General features: G+C 44.1%; 16 protein-coding genes. 5 read left to right on the forward strand and 11 right to left on the reverse strand.

Annotation, left to right across the window (positions count from 1 at the left end; genetic code table 11):
* Nucleotides 1–14 precede the first annotated feature (14 nt).
* From hflX to L3V43_RS18365, 7 genes are all read right to left on the reverse strand, one after another.
* On the reverse strand, nucleotides 15–1,304 hold the full coding sequence (gene hflX, locus L3V43_RS18335) for a ribosome rescue GTPase HflX (RefSeq protein ID WP_237117117.1): 1,290 nt from the start codon (nucleotides 1,302–1,304) through the stop codon (nucleotides 15–17).
* A 24-nt stretch (nucleotides 1,305–1,328) separates the two neighbouring features.
* The gene (gene hfq, locus L3V43_RS18340) at nucleotides 1,329–1,592 is read right to left on the reverse strand and encodes an RNA chaperone Hfq (protein WP_010377383.1); all 264 of its coding nucleotides are present in this window, start codon (nucleotides 1,590–1,592) and stop codon (nucleotides 1,329–1,331) included.
* Nucleotides 1,593–1,668: 76 nt separating this feature from the next.
* The gene (miaA, locus tag L3V43_RS18345) at nucleotides 1,669–2,559 is read right to left on the reverse strand and encodes a tRNA (adenosine(37)-N6)-dimethylallyltransferase MiaA (protein ID WP_237117150.1); all 891 of its coding nucleotides are present in this window, start codon (nucleotides 2,557–2,559) and stop codon (nucleotides 1,669–1,671) included.
* A gap of 106 nt (nucleotides 2,560–2,665) precedes the next feature.
* Entirely contained in the window at nucleotides 2,666–4,531 is a 1,866-nt protein-coding gene (gene mutL, locus L3V43_RS18350; RefSeq protein ID WP_237117149.1) for a DNA mismatch repair endonuclease MutL, read from the reverse strand.
* A 3-nt stretch (nucleotides 4,532–4,534) separates the two neighbouring features.
* On the reverse strand, nucleotides 4,535–5,878 hold the full coding sequence (locus tag L3V43_RS18355) for an N-acetylmuramoyl-L-alanine amidase (RefSeq protein WP_102056149.1): 1,344 nt from the start codon (nucleotides 5,876–5,878) through the stop codon (nucleotides 4,535–4,537).
* A complete protein-coding gene (gene tsaE / locus L3V43_RS18360; RefSeq protein WP_069020897.1) occupies nucleotides 5,871–6,344 on the reverse strand; it encodes a tRNA (adenosine(37)-N6)-threonylcarbamoyltransferase complex ATPase subunit type 1 TsaE in 474 nt (157 codons plus the stop codon). Before tsaE ends, L3V43_RS18355 begins: the two co-directional genes overlap by 8 nt.
* A complete protein-coding gene (locus tag L3V43_RS18365; RefSeq protein ID WP_237117116.1) occupies nucleotides 6,341–7,825 on the reverse strand; it encodes an NAD(P)H-hydrate dehydratase in 1,485 nt (494 codons plus the stop codon). The genes tsaE and L3V43_RS18365 overlap by 4 nt, the downstream gene beginning before the upstream one ends.
* 11 nt (nucleotides 7,826–7,836) lie before the next feature.
* Here L3V43_RS18365 and queG point away from each other — a divergent pair, with 11 nt between their 5' ends.
* The gene (queG, locus tag L3V43_RS18370; protein ID WP_010377373.1) at nucleotides 7,837–8,970 is read left to right on the forward strand and encodes a tRNA epoxyqueuosine(34) reductase QueG; all 1,134 of its coding nucleotides are present in this window, start codon (nucleotides 7,837–7,839) and stop codon (nucleotides 8,968–8,970) included.
* A 91-nt stretch (nucleotides 8,971–9,061) separates the two neighbouring features.
* Here queG and L3V43_RS18375 read toward each other — a convergent pair whose 3' ends face one another.
* The 3 genes from L3V43_RS18375 to L3V43_RS18385 form a co-directional block, all read right to left on the reverse strand.
* On the reverse strand, nucleotides 9,062–10,195 hold the full coding sequence (locus L3V43_RS18375; RefSeq protein ID WP_010605658.1) for a response regulator: 1,134 nt from the start codon (nucleotides 10,193–10,195) through the stop codon (nucleotides 9,062–9,064).
* A 156-nt stretch (nucleotides 10,196–10,351) separates the two neighbouring features.
* Entirely contained in the window at nucleotides 10,352–12,319 is a 1,968-nt protein-coding gene (locus tag L3V43_RS18380) for a hybrid sensor histidine kinase/response regulator (RefSeq protein ID WP_010377369.1), read from the reverse strand.
* A gap of 150 nt (nucleotides 12,320–12,469) precedes the next feature.
* Entirely contained in the window at nucleotides 12,470–12,958 is a 489-nt protein-coding gene (locus tag L3V43_RS18385; protein WP_102056146.1) for a GNAT family N-acetyltransferase, read from the reverse strand.
* 67 nt (nucleotides 12,959–13,025) lie between these two features.
* On the opposite strand from L3V43_RS18385, the gene L3V43_RS18390 reads away from it, so the two are divergent.
* From L3V43_RS18390 to L3V43_RS18405, 4 genes are all read left to right on the forward strand, one after another.
* Nucleotides 13,026–13,577, forward strand: a complete 552-nt coding sequence (locus L3V43_RS18390) for a glutathione peroxidase (RefSeq protein WP_199539679.1) — start codon at nucleotides 13,026–13,028, stop codon at nucleotides 13,575–13,577.
* A 64-nt stretch (nucleotides 13,578–13,641) separates the two neighbouring features.
* Nucleotides 13,642–13,923, forward strand: a complete 282-nt coding sequence (locus tag L3V43_RS18395) for a peptidylprolyl isomerase (RefSeq protein ID WP_010377362.1) — start codon at nucleotides 13,642–13,644, stop codon at nucleotides 13,921–13,923.
* Nucleotides 13,924–14,023: 100 nt separating this feature from the next.
* Nucleotides 14,024–14,602, forward strand: a complete 579-nt coding sequence (locus L3V43_RS18400) for a glutathione S-transferase family protein (RefSeq protein ID WP_019647242.1) — start codon at nucleotides 14,024–14,026, stop codon at nucleotides 14,600–14,602.
* A gap of 11 nt (nucleotides 14,603–14,613) precedes the next feature.
* Complete coding sequence (locus L3V43_RS18405) at nucleotides 14,614–14,970, forward strand: DUF2750 domain-containing protein (RefSeq protein ID WP_010605663.1); 357 nt, start codon at nucleotides 14,614–14,616, stop codon at nucleotides 14,968–14,970.
* Between the two features lie 43 nt (nucleotides 14,971–15,013).
* Here L3V43_RS18405 and L3V43_RS18410 read toward each other — a convergent pair whose 3' ends face one another.
* The gene (locus tag L3V43_RS18410; RefSeq protein WP_010377356.1) at nucleotides 15,014–15,400 is read right to left on the reverse strand and encodes a VOC family protein; all 387 of its coding nucleotides are present in this window, start codon (nucleotides 15,398–15,400) and stop codon (nucleotides 15,014–15,016) included.
* Between the last annotated feature and the right edge of the window lie 410 nt (nucleotides 15,401–15,810).

Genomic DNA, 15,810 nt, shown 5'->3' on the forward strand with positions numbered 1-15,810 from the left:
GAAATTGACGATTTTTAACTACCAACAACCAAATCATTGAGATTTCGCCCGAATTCCTTATTGAGCTTTTCCCATTCGATTTTTGGCATTCTTACCGAAACAAGCCAGTTGCCTTGCTCGTCGTAGCCTTTTTCATCCACGGCATTAAGCTCAAATAGTGCACCTCGTAAGCGCCCAAGCGCAGGAGGTACGGCAAGCTCAGCTGTGAAAACGGTTTTTGCCAACAACTCTTTAACGGCGTCGAATAACAACGAAATCCCTTCTCCAGAGTGGGCACTTAACCACACTCTGAGCGGTTTTCCTTCATCGTCCCTATCTATTCTAGGCGCAACTTCGTCCATTAGATCAATTTTGTTGTAGACTAAAAGTTGAGGAATGTCATTGGCTTCAATTTCCTCTAGAACCAATTGTACCTGTTCTATATTTTCTTTTCTTCTCGGATCTGCAACATCGATGACATGAAGCTGTAAATCCGCCTCACGAGTCTCTGTTAAAGTCGCCTTAAATGCTGCTACCAAGTCATGAGGTAAATGACGAATAAAACCTACTGTATCTGCTAAGATAACGGGGCCAACATCATCGATTTCGATCTTTCTTAGCGTAGGATCAAGCGTTGCGAACAATTGGTCCGCAGCATATACATCCGCATCCGTAATTTTGTTAAACAGCGTCGATTTACCCGCATTGGTGTAGCCTACCAGAGAAACAGTTGGGATCTCGTTACGACTACGCGCTCGACGCCCTTGCTCACGCACAACGGCTACCTTGTCTAATCGTTTACGAATACTCTTAATTCGCTCTCTTAGTAACCGTCTATCGGTTTCTAATTGGGTTTCACCAGGACCACGTAAGCCGATCCCCCCTTTTTGCCTTTCTAAGTGCGTCCATCCTCGAATTAAGCGCGTAGAGATATGCCTTAGCTGAGCAAGCTCAACCTGCAATTTACCTTCGTGGGTACGGGCTCTTTGCGCGAAAATATCTAAGATCAGCGTTGTCCTATCTAACACTCGGCACTTACAAACGCGTTCTAAATTGCGCTCTTGTGAGGGACTGAGTTGGTGGTTAAATATGATGACATCTGCGTTGTGGATGTTGACAATCTCGGCAATTTCTTCAGCTTTACCCGTTCCGACAAACAACTTTGCATGTGGTGCTTGACGGCTGCCTTGCACAACCGCCACACTACTAACACCAGCAGAAGAAACTAGCATTTCCAATTCACGTAGATCTTCGCGATCTCCTTCGTGAGGAAATTCTATATGAACCAAGACTGCCTGTTCGCCGGCTTCATAACGGTCAAACAAGCATTAAGCTCCTACTAATAAGAATTAATAATTACCTTCTTCACCTTGGTCGCCCGCTTCACTTCCGGTTGCATTTTGGAAGTTAACCGCACGAGCTGGAACCACAGTGGAGATGGCGTGTTTGTAAACCATTTGGTTTACTGTGTTTTCAAGCAAAATCACAAATTGGTCAAATGACTGGATCTTGCCCTGTAATTTAATGCCATTCACTAAAAAAATTGAGACAGGAATGCGCTCACGACGCAAGACATTCAAAAATGGGTCTTGTAAAGATTGGCCTTTTGCCATTTTCTTATCCTTCGTTTTAGGTGTTATTATGTCAGGTCGTTGATTTAATCAGAACACGCTGATTTAACAACTACTATTAGCTTAGCGAAGTTAGAACACGTTGCAAGTTTTCTTGACTATCGGTGTCAAGCCAAGTCACATCTTGCCACCCCCTCAGCCAAGTTAATTGCCGCTTCGCCAGTTGTCTGGTCGCTGCGACGCCTTTGAAAACCATTTCGTTATAATCGCACTCGCCAGCTAAATACTCCCACATTTGCCGATATCCGACACAGCGAATAGAAGGCAAATCAGGGTGTAAATCTTTACGTTGATATAAGGCCAAAACTTCATTTTTAAAGCCTTCATCCAACATTATTTCAAATCTTTTCTCTATACGTTCATGTAAGACTTTTCGGTCACTTGGTGCAATCGCAAATTGATGAAATTGATACGGCAATGCATCCTGTTTGCTTTGCTGCAATTGAGTCATCGTTTTACCACTAATGCGATAAACTTCCAAAGCACGGTTGATACGTTGCGAATCGTTTTCGCTGATTTTAGCCGCGGCTTCTGAGTCAATCTCTTTTAACTGTTGATGCAGCGCAGGCCAACCCTTTTGTTCGGCTTCGCGCTCCAATACCGCTCTGATTTCAGCATCAGCCTCTGGTAATGGCGACAGACCTTCAATCAAGCCTTTAAAGTACATCATCGTGCCACCCACTAAAATTGGCACCTTGCCACGCTGATGAAAATCGTCAATTAGTTTAATAGCATCAGCACGAAACTCAGCAACCGAATAGCTTTGTGCTGGATCAATAATATCAATTAGGTGATGTGGTGCCTGTGCTTGCTCTTGTACGCTCGGCTTTGCCGTACCGATATCCATCCCTTTGTACACTAACGCCGAGTCTACACTGATGATTTCGGTATTTAACGCTTGGCATAACTCTATGGCCAATGCGGTTTTGCCCGCTGCTGTCGGTCCCATTAGGGTAATGACAGGTAACTTGTTCACATCTAACCTACTAATAAACTGCACTAATCTCGTATTATAGCTGATAGTACATGGTAATTAATACCTACTTAGGCACGAATTACTGCGAACTTAAAAAACTGACCAACTTCTGGGCATCAATTGTAACCGCACTTTTATGAATACGAGCCAAACATGAGGCTTTTGAAAGTAATTTTTCTTTAACTAAATCAAAATGCTGGCTATCGAAATAGCTACTGGGTGTTGAGACTTCTAGCCACTGTAACCAATCTTGGAGTTCAGCATCTGAGCTTGGTTCCATCATCTGCTTAGAAATTTCACCAACATCTATGCTATAGAGCGACACTGGCAACTTTTTAACTAAAATATGACCATCAAAAATTTCAATCGCGAACCCTAAAATTGCCAACCAAGTTTCACGCTGCTGTAATGCTTCCAGTGCGGCTTTATCTAACTTGATGCGCACGGGTAACAACAACGCTTTGCCTTGCAATGTGCCATCTTGCTCAATTTGCATTTGCCAATATGGCAACAGCCCCTGCCTACAATCACCAAACAACAAATGATTGTCTTGCTCAAGTATGACTTTACCTTGTGGTAACAGCATCCAGCTAGATTTACTAGCGGATATCGGGGCGCTACTTACTTCACTTGACGGTAATGCAGCTTCTTCAATTTGATCGAAGTGCTGCATCTGTTGATGTGATAGCCCTTGATAGAGCTGGTTTACATTCACCTGTTTTTTGCCACCACCTGTTGCACCGCCATAATTACTTCGGCCACTACTTGAAGCTGCTCTTGATGCCTCAGAGCGCTCGCCGAAGGCACTTGGAGCCGAATAGGTCTGTGCTTGCGTTTCGGGCTGTAAGGTTGAACGGTAACTTTGATGATAGGTTTCATCTACCTGTTCTTGAGGCGCAAATAATGGCGATGCGATATCAGGTGCTTGAGTCTCGGTCTCGCTTGCACAAGATAAATCAATTTGCTCCGTCGCGACCTGCTTTATTGCTTGTACAATAAAGTCGTGAACCAAGCGCGCTTGATGAAAGCGAACTTCGTGTTTCGCTGGATGGACATTAACGTCAACTTGTCTCGGGTCTAATTCAAGATATATGACAAAACCGGGAAGCTCTTCATGCCCGATTGATTCATCAAATGCTTGGCGAATCGCATGCAAGATGAGCTTATCTCGCATCATACGACCGTTTACGTAGGTATATTGTGTGCCGTTGTTGACCCCCGCAGGTAACACCCAACCGAATAATCTTAGTCCCTCATGCCCTGAGTCGATAAAGCTTGCTTGCTGTAAGAATGCTTTACCACCAACTTGCGCAACTCGCTCAACACCTTTTTCAATAGTGCGAGGGCGATATTGGCGAACCACCTTTTGGTTATGAGTGAGCGTGATGGCAACATCAAAACGACTCAATGCAATACGCTTAACCAGCTCATCGATATGGCTAAACTCGGTTTTTTCGGTGCGTAAAAACTTTCTTCGTGCAGGCGTGTTGAAAAACAGATCTTTGACTTCAATCGTGGTGCCGTCTGGGTGCGCGGTAGGTTGAACCTGCACAGCCATATCTCGCCCTTCGGCGAAAGCCTGCCAAGCAGTTTCTTGCGCTTGAGGTTTAGAGCTCAGAGTCAGTCGCGATACTGAACTGATGGATGCCAGCGCCTCACCTCGAAAGCCAAGCGAAGCAATACACTCCAGATCATCTAAACTTTTCAGTTTACTTGTCGCGTGGCGAGACAATGCCAACATCAGCTCGTCTTTAACAATACCGATACCGTTATCACGGATCCGAATAAGCTTGTGTCCTCCACGCTCAATGTCTATTTGAATGCGCGTCGCACCTGCATCAATACTGTTTTCCACCAGCTCTTTCACGACGGATGCTGGCCGCTCCACCACCTCACCGGCAGCGATTTGGTTGGCTAACCGAGCTGGAAGTATTTCTATCGTCATCATTTACGCTTTTGGAATAGTTAAGACTTGCCCAATAAACAAGGTATTGTTTTTCAGGTTATTTGCTTTTTTCAATTCACTGACCGTAATGCCATAACGACTAGCCAGCACACTCAATGATTCGCCACTTTTTACTTTATGCGTCACCGGCTTGTTGGATTGCATACGCGCAAAGAGCGAATTATCCGGTGGATTTTTCTCATAATAGCCTTTTATCGAACTAAAAATAGCCCGAGCTAAACGTTCTTGATAATGCGGAGACATTAATAGCTTTTCTTCTTTGGGGTTTGAAATAAACCCGGTTTCCACCAGAATCGAAGGTATATCTGGTGATTTTAGTACCCCAAAGTTTGCAGCTTGCGGTCTGCTTTTGTGCATTTTTGCCACTTTTTTCAGCTCTTTGACGACTTCTTCTGCGACCTGAAACCCGGTTTTCATCGAATGTTCCATCGACATATCAAGTAACGCTTTGGCTAAATATTTTTCGTTGGCCGTATCTTTAATTAAGTCGGCTGCACCACCCAATAATTGTGAGTGTTTTTCTTTGTCTTCTAGCCACTTACCTATTTCAGAATTCGCTCTGCGTAGTGATAACACCCAGACCGACGCGCCGCGTGGTTGAGGGCTGGTGAAGGCATCTGCGTGAATAGATACAAAGAAATCCGCTTTTCTTTCGCGCGCTCTTGCAGTTCTCGTATTCAACTTGAGGTAATAATCGCCAGTACGAATAAGCTTTGCGCTCATCCCCGGCTGGCTATCTACTAAGCGTGCTAAACGCTTCGCAATTTGAATGGTTACAAGCTTTTCATAAGTACCTGAAGGTCCAATAGAACCTGGATCTTCACCGCCATGACCGGCATCGATGGCGATGACAATATCTCTGTCTTGCGCGAGTGTTTTTCGTGGTGTGGCAGTTTTTGTATCGTCATAAGCACTCATCTGCTTACCATACAAATCAACGACTAAGCGGTTTTTATACGGACCGGTTGGTGCTAACGCAAAGATTTTTGGCGTAGCGCTACGACTTAGCTCCACAACAATCCGTGCAGAATTGCTGTTTTTCGGTTTGCTGTGGCGCACCTTGTTTACAACTCGATGTTCGTCAGGAACACTCGGAAAGTCTTTTTGTTGCTTGGTGTTTTCAAGATCGATCACCAAGCGCAGTGGATTTTTCAGCACAAAATAGCTGTAATCCGGCTTATCGCTCATATCAAAAACAATACGAGTGCTTTCTGGGGAGGGCCAAACACGCACACTTTCGATGGCGTTTTGGGCGATGCTCTGCATGCTCGTTAAGAGCATGCAGATAAAAATGAAAATATAACTAATAGTCGGCTGATTACGCATAATCTTGTAATTGTTTTAATAGTGCCTCGCCGCGGCTAGACTTGGCCTCAAGTGTAATTTGACGGCCATCACCAGCATACTGCATTGTGACGTCTATATCTGGGTTTGGAATAAAGCCTTCACCTTTTTCAGGCCACTCAACAACACAGATAGCATTACTTGCAAAGTAATCCCGGATCCCCATGTATTCGAGCTCTTCAGGCGAACCTAATCGATATAAATCAAAATGATATATTGAGACATCATCCAGTTCATAAGGTTCAACTAAGGTATAAGTTGGACTTTTTACCTTACCTGAATGACCAAGGCTTTGCACGATCCCGCGAGTGAGCGTGGTTTTACCTGCGCCTAAATCACCGTGTAAAAATAGTACCGCACCTTGACGAATAACATTGGCAATTTTATTACCCATGGCAACTGTTGCTGGCTCATCAGCCAAATCGAATCTCATATGACCTGTCGTCACCCTAAAATACCTCGAATATGTTCGAATAAATCCCCGGCCAACATACCTTTTTCGCCATCATGGGCGGCCTGCTCGGCAGCTAAACCATGAATATACACGGCTAGGTTTGTTGCGGCAAATGCTTCCATCCCTTGGGCAATTAAACCGCCTATGATACCAGATAAAACATCGCCCATCCCAGCACTCGCCATTCCTGCACAGCCTGAACGATTAATATTTATCCGCTCACCTTCAGATATCAAACTGCCCGGCCCTTTTAGTACCGTAACGGCGCCATATTCATGGCTAATTTTTTTAGCCACCGCGAAACGGTCATGTTCATTTAGCGGTGTCTCTAAGTGGTTCAATAACCGCCTTGCTTCACCTAAGTGAGGCGTTAATACCCAGTTTGATTTTTGCCTCGGTGCATGCGCTAAACAATTGAGCCCATCAGCATCCACAACCATCGGTAATTCAGTTGCCATCGCATGGTTAAAAAGTGTTTTGGCCCAAGCGTCTTGACCAAGCCCGGGACCAAGCACTATCACACTGGCTTTTTTTATCAGTGGCGATAACTCATTCGCACTCTCAACACCATGCACCATTAATTCAAAACGCCCCTGTAAGACGCTCGCGATATTATCAGGATGAGTAGCGACCGATACAAGGCCAGCTCCTGCACGCAGAGTGGCTTCTGCCGCCAATCGAATTGCTCCAGCCATACCACGATTACCGCCAATAAGTAACACATGACCACGGGCATTTTTATAGCTATCTAGTGCTCGCTGCGGCCTTGCTGCCATGAACGTTTGATGATTTAAGTAATTAGATGTTGGCGTTACTAGGGTTTTGAATGCTTCACCAACATCTAAATCGGCTAACAATAGCGCCCCCACAAAACGCTTTGCCGAGCCGCTAAGTAAGCCCTGTTTTAACGCGATAAAGGTGATGGTTTCGGTAGCCAAAAATGCACTAGGTGCAACTTCTCCTGTTGTGGCATTTATACCGCTCGGTACATCAAGTGCCAATCTAGTAATTGGCAGTTTATTCATTTTGTCAAAACAAAGGCAAACATGGTTAGGCAGCTCACCTCTAAAACCTGTGCCGAACACACCATCAACCACAACCGTAAACTGACTTAACTCTACCTCGTTCAACGAAGAAACCAATGCGCCTTGATATTGAGAAAATGCCTGCTGCGCATCGCCCGTTAAGCTTTCGGGTGCAAATAACGCGAGTACGGTGACGGAAAATCCGGCCTGCTGACATAATTGAGCGACGACAAAACCGTCTCCCGCGTTATTGCCTTTACCTGTGATAATTAAGATATGGCTGGATTTGGGCAGGCTGTTTTCAATAAAGCGAAATGCAGCAGTCCCTGCTCGTTGCATTAAGGTACTTAGATCTGTGCCTGATAACTTTGCGGCTTTTGCTTCATATTGCTGCACTTGTTGGGCTGAGTAAGCAAATTGTGGTAAATTGTCCGTGTATTCATTAGCCATTATTTCTTCCCGTGACGACCGATAATATCAATTATAGTGAACTTGCAGCACAAATTAAGCAATGGGGCCAAGAACTTGGCTTTGCAGAAGTCGGTATAACCGACATTGATTTACGCGAGCATGAAGCGCAACTTCAGCGCTGGTTAGACGCAGGCTATCATGGTGAAATGGCGTATATGGCGGCGCATGGAATGAAGCGTGCCCGCCCCGCTGAACTGGTTCCTGGCACTCAACGCATTATTTCGGTGAAAATGAACTACCTGCCACCCGATGCCAGCTTTGCCAGAGCGCTTGGTAATAAAACCACAGCCTACATCTCTCGTTATGCATTAGGTCGAGACTATCATAAGGTAATGCGCAACAAGCTAAAGCAGCTCGGACAAAAGATTGAGCAAGAAGTCGGTACGTTAGGGTTTCGCCCTTTTGTCGACTCAGCCCCAGTACTAGAGAGACAAATTGCAGAAAAAGCAGGCCTTGGCTGGCGTGGAAAAAACAGTTTAGTGATCAATAAGCAGGCGGGCTCTTGGTTTTTCTTGGGTGAGCTGTTTGTTGATATTCCTCTTCCTATTGATAAACCAAACCAAGAAGAAGGTTGCGGCCGTTGTACCGCCTGCCTAACTTTATGCCCTACTGGCGCCATCGTAGAACCTTATGTCGTTGATGCGAGACGCTGTATTTCTTATCTCACTATAGAGCTTCAAGGCGCTATTCCAGAGGAATTTAGAGCAAAAATGGGCAATCGGATATACGGTTGTGATGATTGCCAGTTAGTTTGTCCATGGAATCGCTATGGTCAAATAACGGAAGAAGCCGACTTTTTGCCGCGAACTCAACTTAAAGATCAGCAATTGTTGAGCTTATTTGCTTGGGATGAAGCAACATTTTTGAAAAACACCGAAGGCAGCCCCATTCGTCGGATTGGACATGAACGTTGGCTACGGAACTTAGCCGTAGGCCTTGGCAATGCACAATACGATGAAGCTATCGTTATAGCACTGGAAGATAAGCGTCAAAGTGCCACTCCCCTTGTTATTGAGCATATCGACTGGGCGCTGGAGCAACAAAGACAAAAGTCAGACCAACATGAACGCAAAAAAGCAAGGTTGATCCGCATTATTGAAAAGGGCTTGCCACGAGACGCTTAGCGGATTTGTCGCGATAAAGAAGTCGCGCTAAAAAAGCCGTGCTAAAGAAGTCGCGCTAAAGCGCGACCTACGGCGGTATTGGAAGTAGGGTTTATTCTGAGCGTCGCGAGAGTAGTTTTAAGTCTTCTTCGATATCATGGAAAGCGGTTTTCACTTCTCGCACACTTTCTTCCCGTGCGACTGAGCTTTGGATCGCTTTATCGACGTTTTGATAGATAAACATCTCCTGATCTTCGTCTAGACCCATAGTAGGAATGCGCTCTTCAAATAACTCTTGTAATGAGCGGAACACTTTTTCGTTTTCTTGACGGTTTTTATCAAGCAGCGACACCATGCTGTTAAACTTACCTTGCACCATTTTTATCGCTTCTTCCAGGTCCTCGTGTTGCTGCACCAGCTTGCGTTTAGTGGAAATGGCAATTAACTGTTGCTCCGTTACACTGGCAATAAAACAGATATGATCCCGCAATCTACCGTGTTTATCTGGATCGTCTCCCGGCATATTGAGGATCAAAATACTCAAAAATGGATAGTTAACCAATATGCGGTTAGTAAATTCATGTAATCGCCCTTTGGTGTGTAAGATTTCAAATAATTCAATGACGATAGGTGAGCAAATTCCCGTAGTGGCAAAGTGATGCTTTTGCCCCTCAAGCCGAACCTCGACATTACAATTAAGTCCCAGTCCCTTTAAACATTGACATAAAGCTTCCGCCAGTCGCGGGATTGTTTCTATTTCACCTATTTGCTCGATGTAGGTAACGATTTGCCCCATTTCACTGCTATTAGCCATGGCGCTAAATGCTGTGGAGGTTGCATCTTCAATTTGCTGAGCCAGAATATCTTTTTCTAGTAGCATTTGGTTCAAGTGCGTGAGCTTGGCTTTTAACTCACCTTGGCCAAACGGCTTAACAATATAATCTTCCGCCCCCACTGAGTAGCCTTCCATGCGCTCTTCAACAGAGCCCCTTGCCGACACAAACATAACGATAATATGCTGTGTGTTTGGATTGGCTTTAATCGCCTTACATACCTCATAACCGCTCATTTTTGGCATGCTCACATCAAGTAAAATTACTTGAGGATCAAAGTCTTCGACTACTGCTAGACATTCATGACCGCTTCCAACGGTTTTTAACTCAAAGTCTAAGTCTTCTAAAATCTCTTCAATGATTTCTAGATTAAATGGTTCGTCGTCAACTGCTAAGATTCTGCGTAAAGCCATAAATGAATATCCTTCGTCGGTTCACAATGAGAAAGGCACTACGGGAAAATAAGGTAATTCAAGGCCAGTGCCTCAATAGCTCCCAATCAGATTGTATTAGTACAAGCTCTATTATTATTTATAGACGCTTACTCAACGCCTTTCCAATTACAACCATTACACCGCATTACTCTCAAGATGCTCTGTTAAAGGCAGACTCACATTGATACATGCACCGCCCTCGGGATTATTTTCGGCGTAAATCTGCCCTTTATGCAGTAAAATAAACTCCTTACAAATAGCAAGACCTAAACCCGTGCCGCCGGCACCACTGTCTGTTTTACTGCTTTGCACAAACTTGGCAAAAATCTGTTCCAATTCGTCATCCGGAATACCAACCCCTTGATCGGCAATCTTGATATGAATATCTTGATCTTTACAGCTTAACAGTACACTCACCTCACTACCTTCAGGGCTAAACTTGAGCGCATTGCCCAATAAGTTTCTGATCACTTGATTCATTTGCTCCGGATCGCAAAAGGTCATCACGCCTTGAGCGGGCTTTTCAAAGCGGATTTTTATCTTTTTCTCAAGCGCAGTGCCTGATACATCTTCAATACCGCTTTGGATCACATTAACTAGATTGTGAAAGCTTGGATTAAATGGAAAGCGACCTGCGTCTAACTTTGATAAATCAAGCAGATTGTTAAGCAGTACCAATAGACGCTCACCACTGGTTTCGATACGGGATAAATACTTTTTGAGCTTGTCCGCCGGCACTTCAGGAGCCGTTAGCTTATCTAAACCGAAACGAGCAAAACTTAATATAGAGTGCATTGGTGTGCGAAGCTCATGAGACATATTGGCTAGAAATTCAGATTTAGATAGGTTGGCCGCTTCCGCCGCTTCTTTGGCTTTTTGTAACTGTGCCGTTCGAGCTTGCACTTCAAACTCTAGTAACTCTTTGGTTTCTTCTAGCACTTCTTGTTGCTCTTTAAGCTTTGAGACATTTTTAAAAATGACCGCAAATGCCATATCGCCGTGATGATCGATTTCGTTAAACGTTCCCATCAAAGGAATGCTGCGCTCACCCGCTTTTGGCAGACTCAGCTCACAGTTAAAATGCTTTAACATACCAACATGCTTCATCAAATCACGTAATTGCGACACGGATATTTCATCAAATAGCTCAAAAATAGAGAGTGGCTGTAATTCTTCTTCCGTCAGCTCAAACAATTCGCAACACGCGTCATTTGCTTCAATAATATGGCCCTGGCGGTTGAACAGCATAATCGGATCCGGGGTATGTTTATAAATCACGCGCAGCAGACTGTCGCGTTCAATCAAGGCATCGACTGTATCCTGTAGGCGCTCAACTAACTCTTGGTTATGGCGTCTTAAGAGCTCTGTTTGCCATAATTTATGTAGGCTTTGTAATAAATCGCTCTCATCAAACGGTTTAATCAGAATGTCTTCAACCCCTTGACGCACGGCTTCTAACATATCCACTTGATTAACCCGAGAAGTCATCAATAAGCAGCGGCAATTGTGGTGCACTTGACGAACTTTATTAAACACATCTAAGCCAGTGTCTTTTTCTAGATTAAAGTCACAAATAAGGAGGTCAACAGGATGTCGCTCGGCAACTTGCATCGCTTCATCAAGCGTCGTCGCGGTCGTCACCGCAAGCTGTGCTCCGCGTAGACCGTTAGCTAAGGTCTCTAGGCGAGGCGTATGATGGTCAACCAGCAACACTTTGGGCAGCACTAAAGTATTAGTAGAACCAATTTCCAGTAGGCGCTCCAGTAGGCCAGTAATATCTTTATTGGCAAAGAAGGGGTAGATAACAATGCCATTTGGCAAGGCGCGGTTGATTTCACTGAAAGATTTTAAGTGCTCGGCATTATCGGGTTTAGGTGCCAGCAATACTAACTTATCATGATTCCTCAGTTGATATAACGCTTGGAGCTTACTGGCGGGCACCCCATGAGCAATAACAACAACATCGAATTTATCAAAATCGAGATTTGCTTCCAGACTCCGGTAATGCACATGCTCTACCTCGCCACCGAGTAACTCAAATAATACCTTTACTCGCATCGCTTGCACACTGCTGCTGTCAATAATCAGCACTCGATTCGTCATAACCAGATCCTTTACCGATAATTCTGAGATCCAGTTTAGTAGAAGAATCACAAGACGCTAAAAAATAGCACTATTTTGATATGTTTGACGCCACGGTCTAATTCACGCAGCGAAAAAAATTCAAACAGCAAAGAGCAACGGCGTATAAAGCTATGCGAGAGATTTGCCCAAAATCGTCAAGCTATAGTGATTACCATCCATGACCGCGACGTTGGGTAATTCTCCCCACTTTTTATAACCGTGTTTTTCAAACAAGCGGATACTGGGGAGATTATGAGAAAAAATAAAGCCTAGTAGCGTTGTAATAAACAAGCTTGGCGCTTGCTGCTCTGCAAAGTCCATAAGTTTGCTACCTAATCCTTGGCCTTGTGCCGTTTTTGCAAGATAGATACTCACCTCAGCCGTGCCATCGTAGGCAGGACGTCCATAAAAGCTGCTAAAGCTTATCCACGCTATCACCTTTTCCGCCAGCTCTACCACATAAATTGGGCGATTTTGCGTATGTGCGGCGAACCAACTTTGCTTTTGTGCTACGCTTACGGGCTCCGTATCCGCGGTGACTTGGCGGCTCGGTATCGTTTCGTTGTAAATGGCAACTATGGCGCAAAGGTCATGCGGTTTAGCGAGTCTAATATTCATGAAAGCTGATCAAGGTAACGAATATTTTCGTATCATAAGAGATAACATAAATAAAAGGAAAGCACTGATGATAAAAAGTCTTTCGATTCTGAGCTTAGCGCTCGGTTTCCTAATCTCGAGTAACGCGTATGCAAAGACATCCAGCTGTAATGATTTTACCAATGTTGAGCTGCGAAAACTGCGTTCTGATGACTCACTTAATCTATGTGAATTTAAAGACAAACCGCTTCTCATCGTAAATACAGCCAGTAACTGTGGATTTACAGGTCAGTTTGAAGGGCTTGAGCAACTACATCAAAAATATCAAGATAAAGGCCTTGTTGTACTTGGTTTTCCCTCAGATGACTTTTTCCAAGAAGAAGACGACGAAAAGGAAACTGCAAAAGTATGCTTTATCAACTACGGTGTAACCTTCAATATGTTTGCTACATCGGAAGTTCGAGGCTCGGATGCTAACCCCATTTTCCAACATTTGAATGAAGTAACAAGCTCTCCAAATTGGAATTTTTACAAATACTTAGTGTCAGCTGATCGGAAAACAATCAAGCGCTTTAACAGTCGCACTAAACCTATGTCTGACGAGCTCACTAGCGAAATTGAAAAACTCTTGCCTAGATAAGCTGATTTTTTAACGTACCTAGATTAGAATAAAGTATGAATAATAAATAATCATCGGAGAAATTATGGCAATCGCTAGTGCAAGACACATCCTAGTAGATAGTGAAGCGCAATGCATGGAGCTCAAAGAACGCATTGCAGCAGGGGAAGATTTCGCAGAAATCGCAAAGCAGTACTCCAATTGCCCGTCGGGCCAAGATGGTGGTGCGCTAGGTGAGTTCGGACCAGGCATGATGGTGCCTGAATTCGATAAAGTGGTTTTTTCAGCCCCAATCAATCAAGTACAAGGGCCAGTGCAAACGCAGTTTGGTTTTCACTTGCTTGAGGTAACCAGTCGTAGCGATTAATTCGCTTGCGAAAAGTTAATCACTTCGCCATCATTCCTTAATACCAACTCGCTACATTTACTAAATGAGCGAAAAGATACTTAGTTGAAGGAATGATGGCATGAAACTTATCGGTTCGAACACCAGTCCATACGCCCGTCGAATTAGAATGTGGGCCGCGGCTAAACAGCTCCCAATGAGCTACCAGCATATAGATATATTTTCCGAAGCAGGCCATGACGAACTTATTCGCCATAATCCTGCCCGTAAGATCCCATTTTTAATTGACGATGCACAACTTATTTGTGATTCCAATCTGATTGTTCGCTATCTCCGTGAAAAACATCAACTTCCATTTCCCAGTTGGGATCAAGAAAATTGGCTGATCCTTATCAATGCCTGTAATGATTCTTTGGTAGAACTGTTACTTAGCAAGCGCTCAGGTTTTGATATTGAACAAGATAAACTATTTTTTAATCTACAGCGGGAACGAATTGGTCATACCCTGCACTATCTCAATGAAGAGTGTGTGACAGAAGAGTTTTTACACTGTGATTATCTCCAAATCAGTTTATACTGCCTTATTGATTGGGTTCTATTTAGAGAACTCGTCGACCTGAGCGATTACACCAACCTAATGGCATTTCATGGCCGTTGGCAAAGCCAAGCAATCGCCCAGCAAACTGATCCACGAAATTGAGAACACCTATGATGAATGAAGAAGAAATTGGCTCAGAAGTCAGTGAGTTTATTGAGCAAGTAAAAAATACTGAAAGCGTTTGGGCACTTAGCTCTGATGACGGTGGCATGGTTGTGGTTGACTCTAACCAGTTTGACGAGACAGATGTGTTATTGCTGTGGGATAGTGAAGAAAAAGCGCAAGCTCAATGTCGCGACGAGTGGAGTGAGTTTTCACCGATGAGTATTGATGTTGAAAGTTTTCTTGACGAATGGGTACTCGACCTAAAAGAAGATGATGCACTCGTTGGTCTAAACTGGAATGATGACAACGTTTGTGTTGAAATCGAGCCCGTTGGTCTTGCTAGACTACTTGTCGATATCGAATAAAAGCACACCGCATCAAAGTGGCGCTCATCCTTCGTGAGTGCCGCTATTCACCCGGCTTTGACACCAAAGCAATTAAAGTCCCTTCAATGGCTCTTACATAAGCTTGTGTTACTCTGCCCTTTTGGTTTGGTGAGCTTAATGGCTCAGCCCCTGCGGCTACCGCCTTATCATAGCATTCAGGGACATTTTCACAGCTTATGGTAATTTCAAACCCAAGTGCAGGCTGTTTAGGATGGCAACGAATATAGTCTTGCCTAAACTGTGATTGGGCTAATGGATGACTGGCAAAGGCGAGTTTCACTTCTCCTGTGTCTAACTCACCATAATCCCCTTCATCGGTCATATCAAAAGTGCTCAAGCCAAATGCTTGATAGTAAAAATCCAGCACTTCCTCAACACTTTCTACATAAATCACCGTTTTAGCAAACACCTAAGCCTCACTATCAATAAACCTAATGTAACTTAACCTGAGTTTTGGGTAAGAAATGAGCTAACTCTTTATTTTTCAAGCTTGTCTAAACCATATACTTGTCTAGCCAGAGAGTTTTAGGGATAACTCCGCTCTCGCGTCCTGCTACCGCCCTGGTACCTACATCCTGTAGGCAAGGCGGATTTACGCACCAATAGCTGGCTATTGGAAGTAAATTCAACAAAGTTAGCGCTGAAACTAGCTGCTAGAAAGGCATTAATTATCCGAAGCTCAGGTTATATATAACTTAAGCACAAATGTTGGGCAAGGTAAAACAAAGCGAGAGAGTTCAGGGTTAAAGTTAAATATAGTCGAATGTGGAAAAGGAGTTGATTGGATAGATATGGAACTTATGTTCAGCTCGACACACC

Source organism: Pseudoalteromonas sp. L23, assembly GCF_021728455.1.
Taxonomy (GTDB): Bacteria; Pseudomonadota; Gammaproteobacteria; order Enterobacterales; family Alteromonadaceae; genus Pseudoalteromonas.

Coding starts and splice junctions, on each gene's coding strand:
- hfq (WP_010377383.1), bottom strand. CDS start 1,592: ATGGCAAAAGGCCAATCTTTACAAGACCCATTTTTGAATGTCTTGCGT.
- miaA (WP_237117150.1), bottom strand. CDS start 2,559: ATGGGACCGACAGCAGCGGGCAAAACCGCATTGGCCATAGAGTTATGC.
- mutL (WP_237117149.1), bottom strand. CDS start 4,531: ATGACGATAGAAATACTTCCAGCTCGGTTAGCCAACCAAATCGCTGCC.
- L3V43_RS18355 (WP_102056149.1), bottom strand. CDS start 5,878: ATGCGTAATCAGCCGACTATTAGTTATATTTTCATTTTTATCTGCATG.
- L3V43_RS18365 (WP_237117116.1), bottom strand. CDS start 7,825: ATGGCTAATGAATACACGGACAATTTACCACAATTTGCTTACTCAGCC.
- L3V43_RS18375 (WP_010605658.1), bottom strand. CDS start 10,195: ATGGCTTTACGCAGAATCTTAGCAGTTGACGACGAACCATTTAATCTA.
- L3V43_RS18380 (WP_010377369.1), bottom strand. CDS start 12,319: ATGACGAATCGAGTGCTGATTATTGACAGCAGCAGTGTGCAAGCGATG.
- L3V43_RS18385 (WP_102056146.1), bottom strand. CDS start 12,958: ATGAATATTAGACTCGCTAAACCGCATGACCTTTGCGCCATAGTTGCC.
- L3V43_RS18390 (WP_199539679.1), top strand. CDS start 13,026: ATGATAAAAAGTCTTTCGATTCTGAGCTTAGCGCTCGGTTTCCTAATC.
- L3V43_RS18395 (WP_010377362.1), top strand. CDS start 13,642: ATGGCAATCGCTAGTGCAAGACACATCCTAGTAGATAGTGAAGCGCAA.
- L3V43_RS18400 (WP_019647242.1), top strand. CDS start 14,024: ATGAAACTTATCGGTTCGAACACCAGTCCATACGCCCGTCGAATTAGA.
- L3V43_RS18405 (WP_010605663.1), top strand. CDS start 14,614: ATGAATGAAGAAGAAATTGGCTCAGAAGTCAGTGAGTTTATTGAGCAA.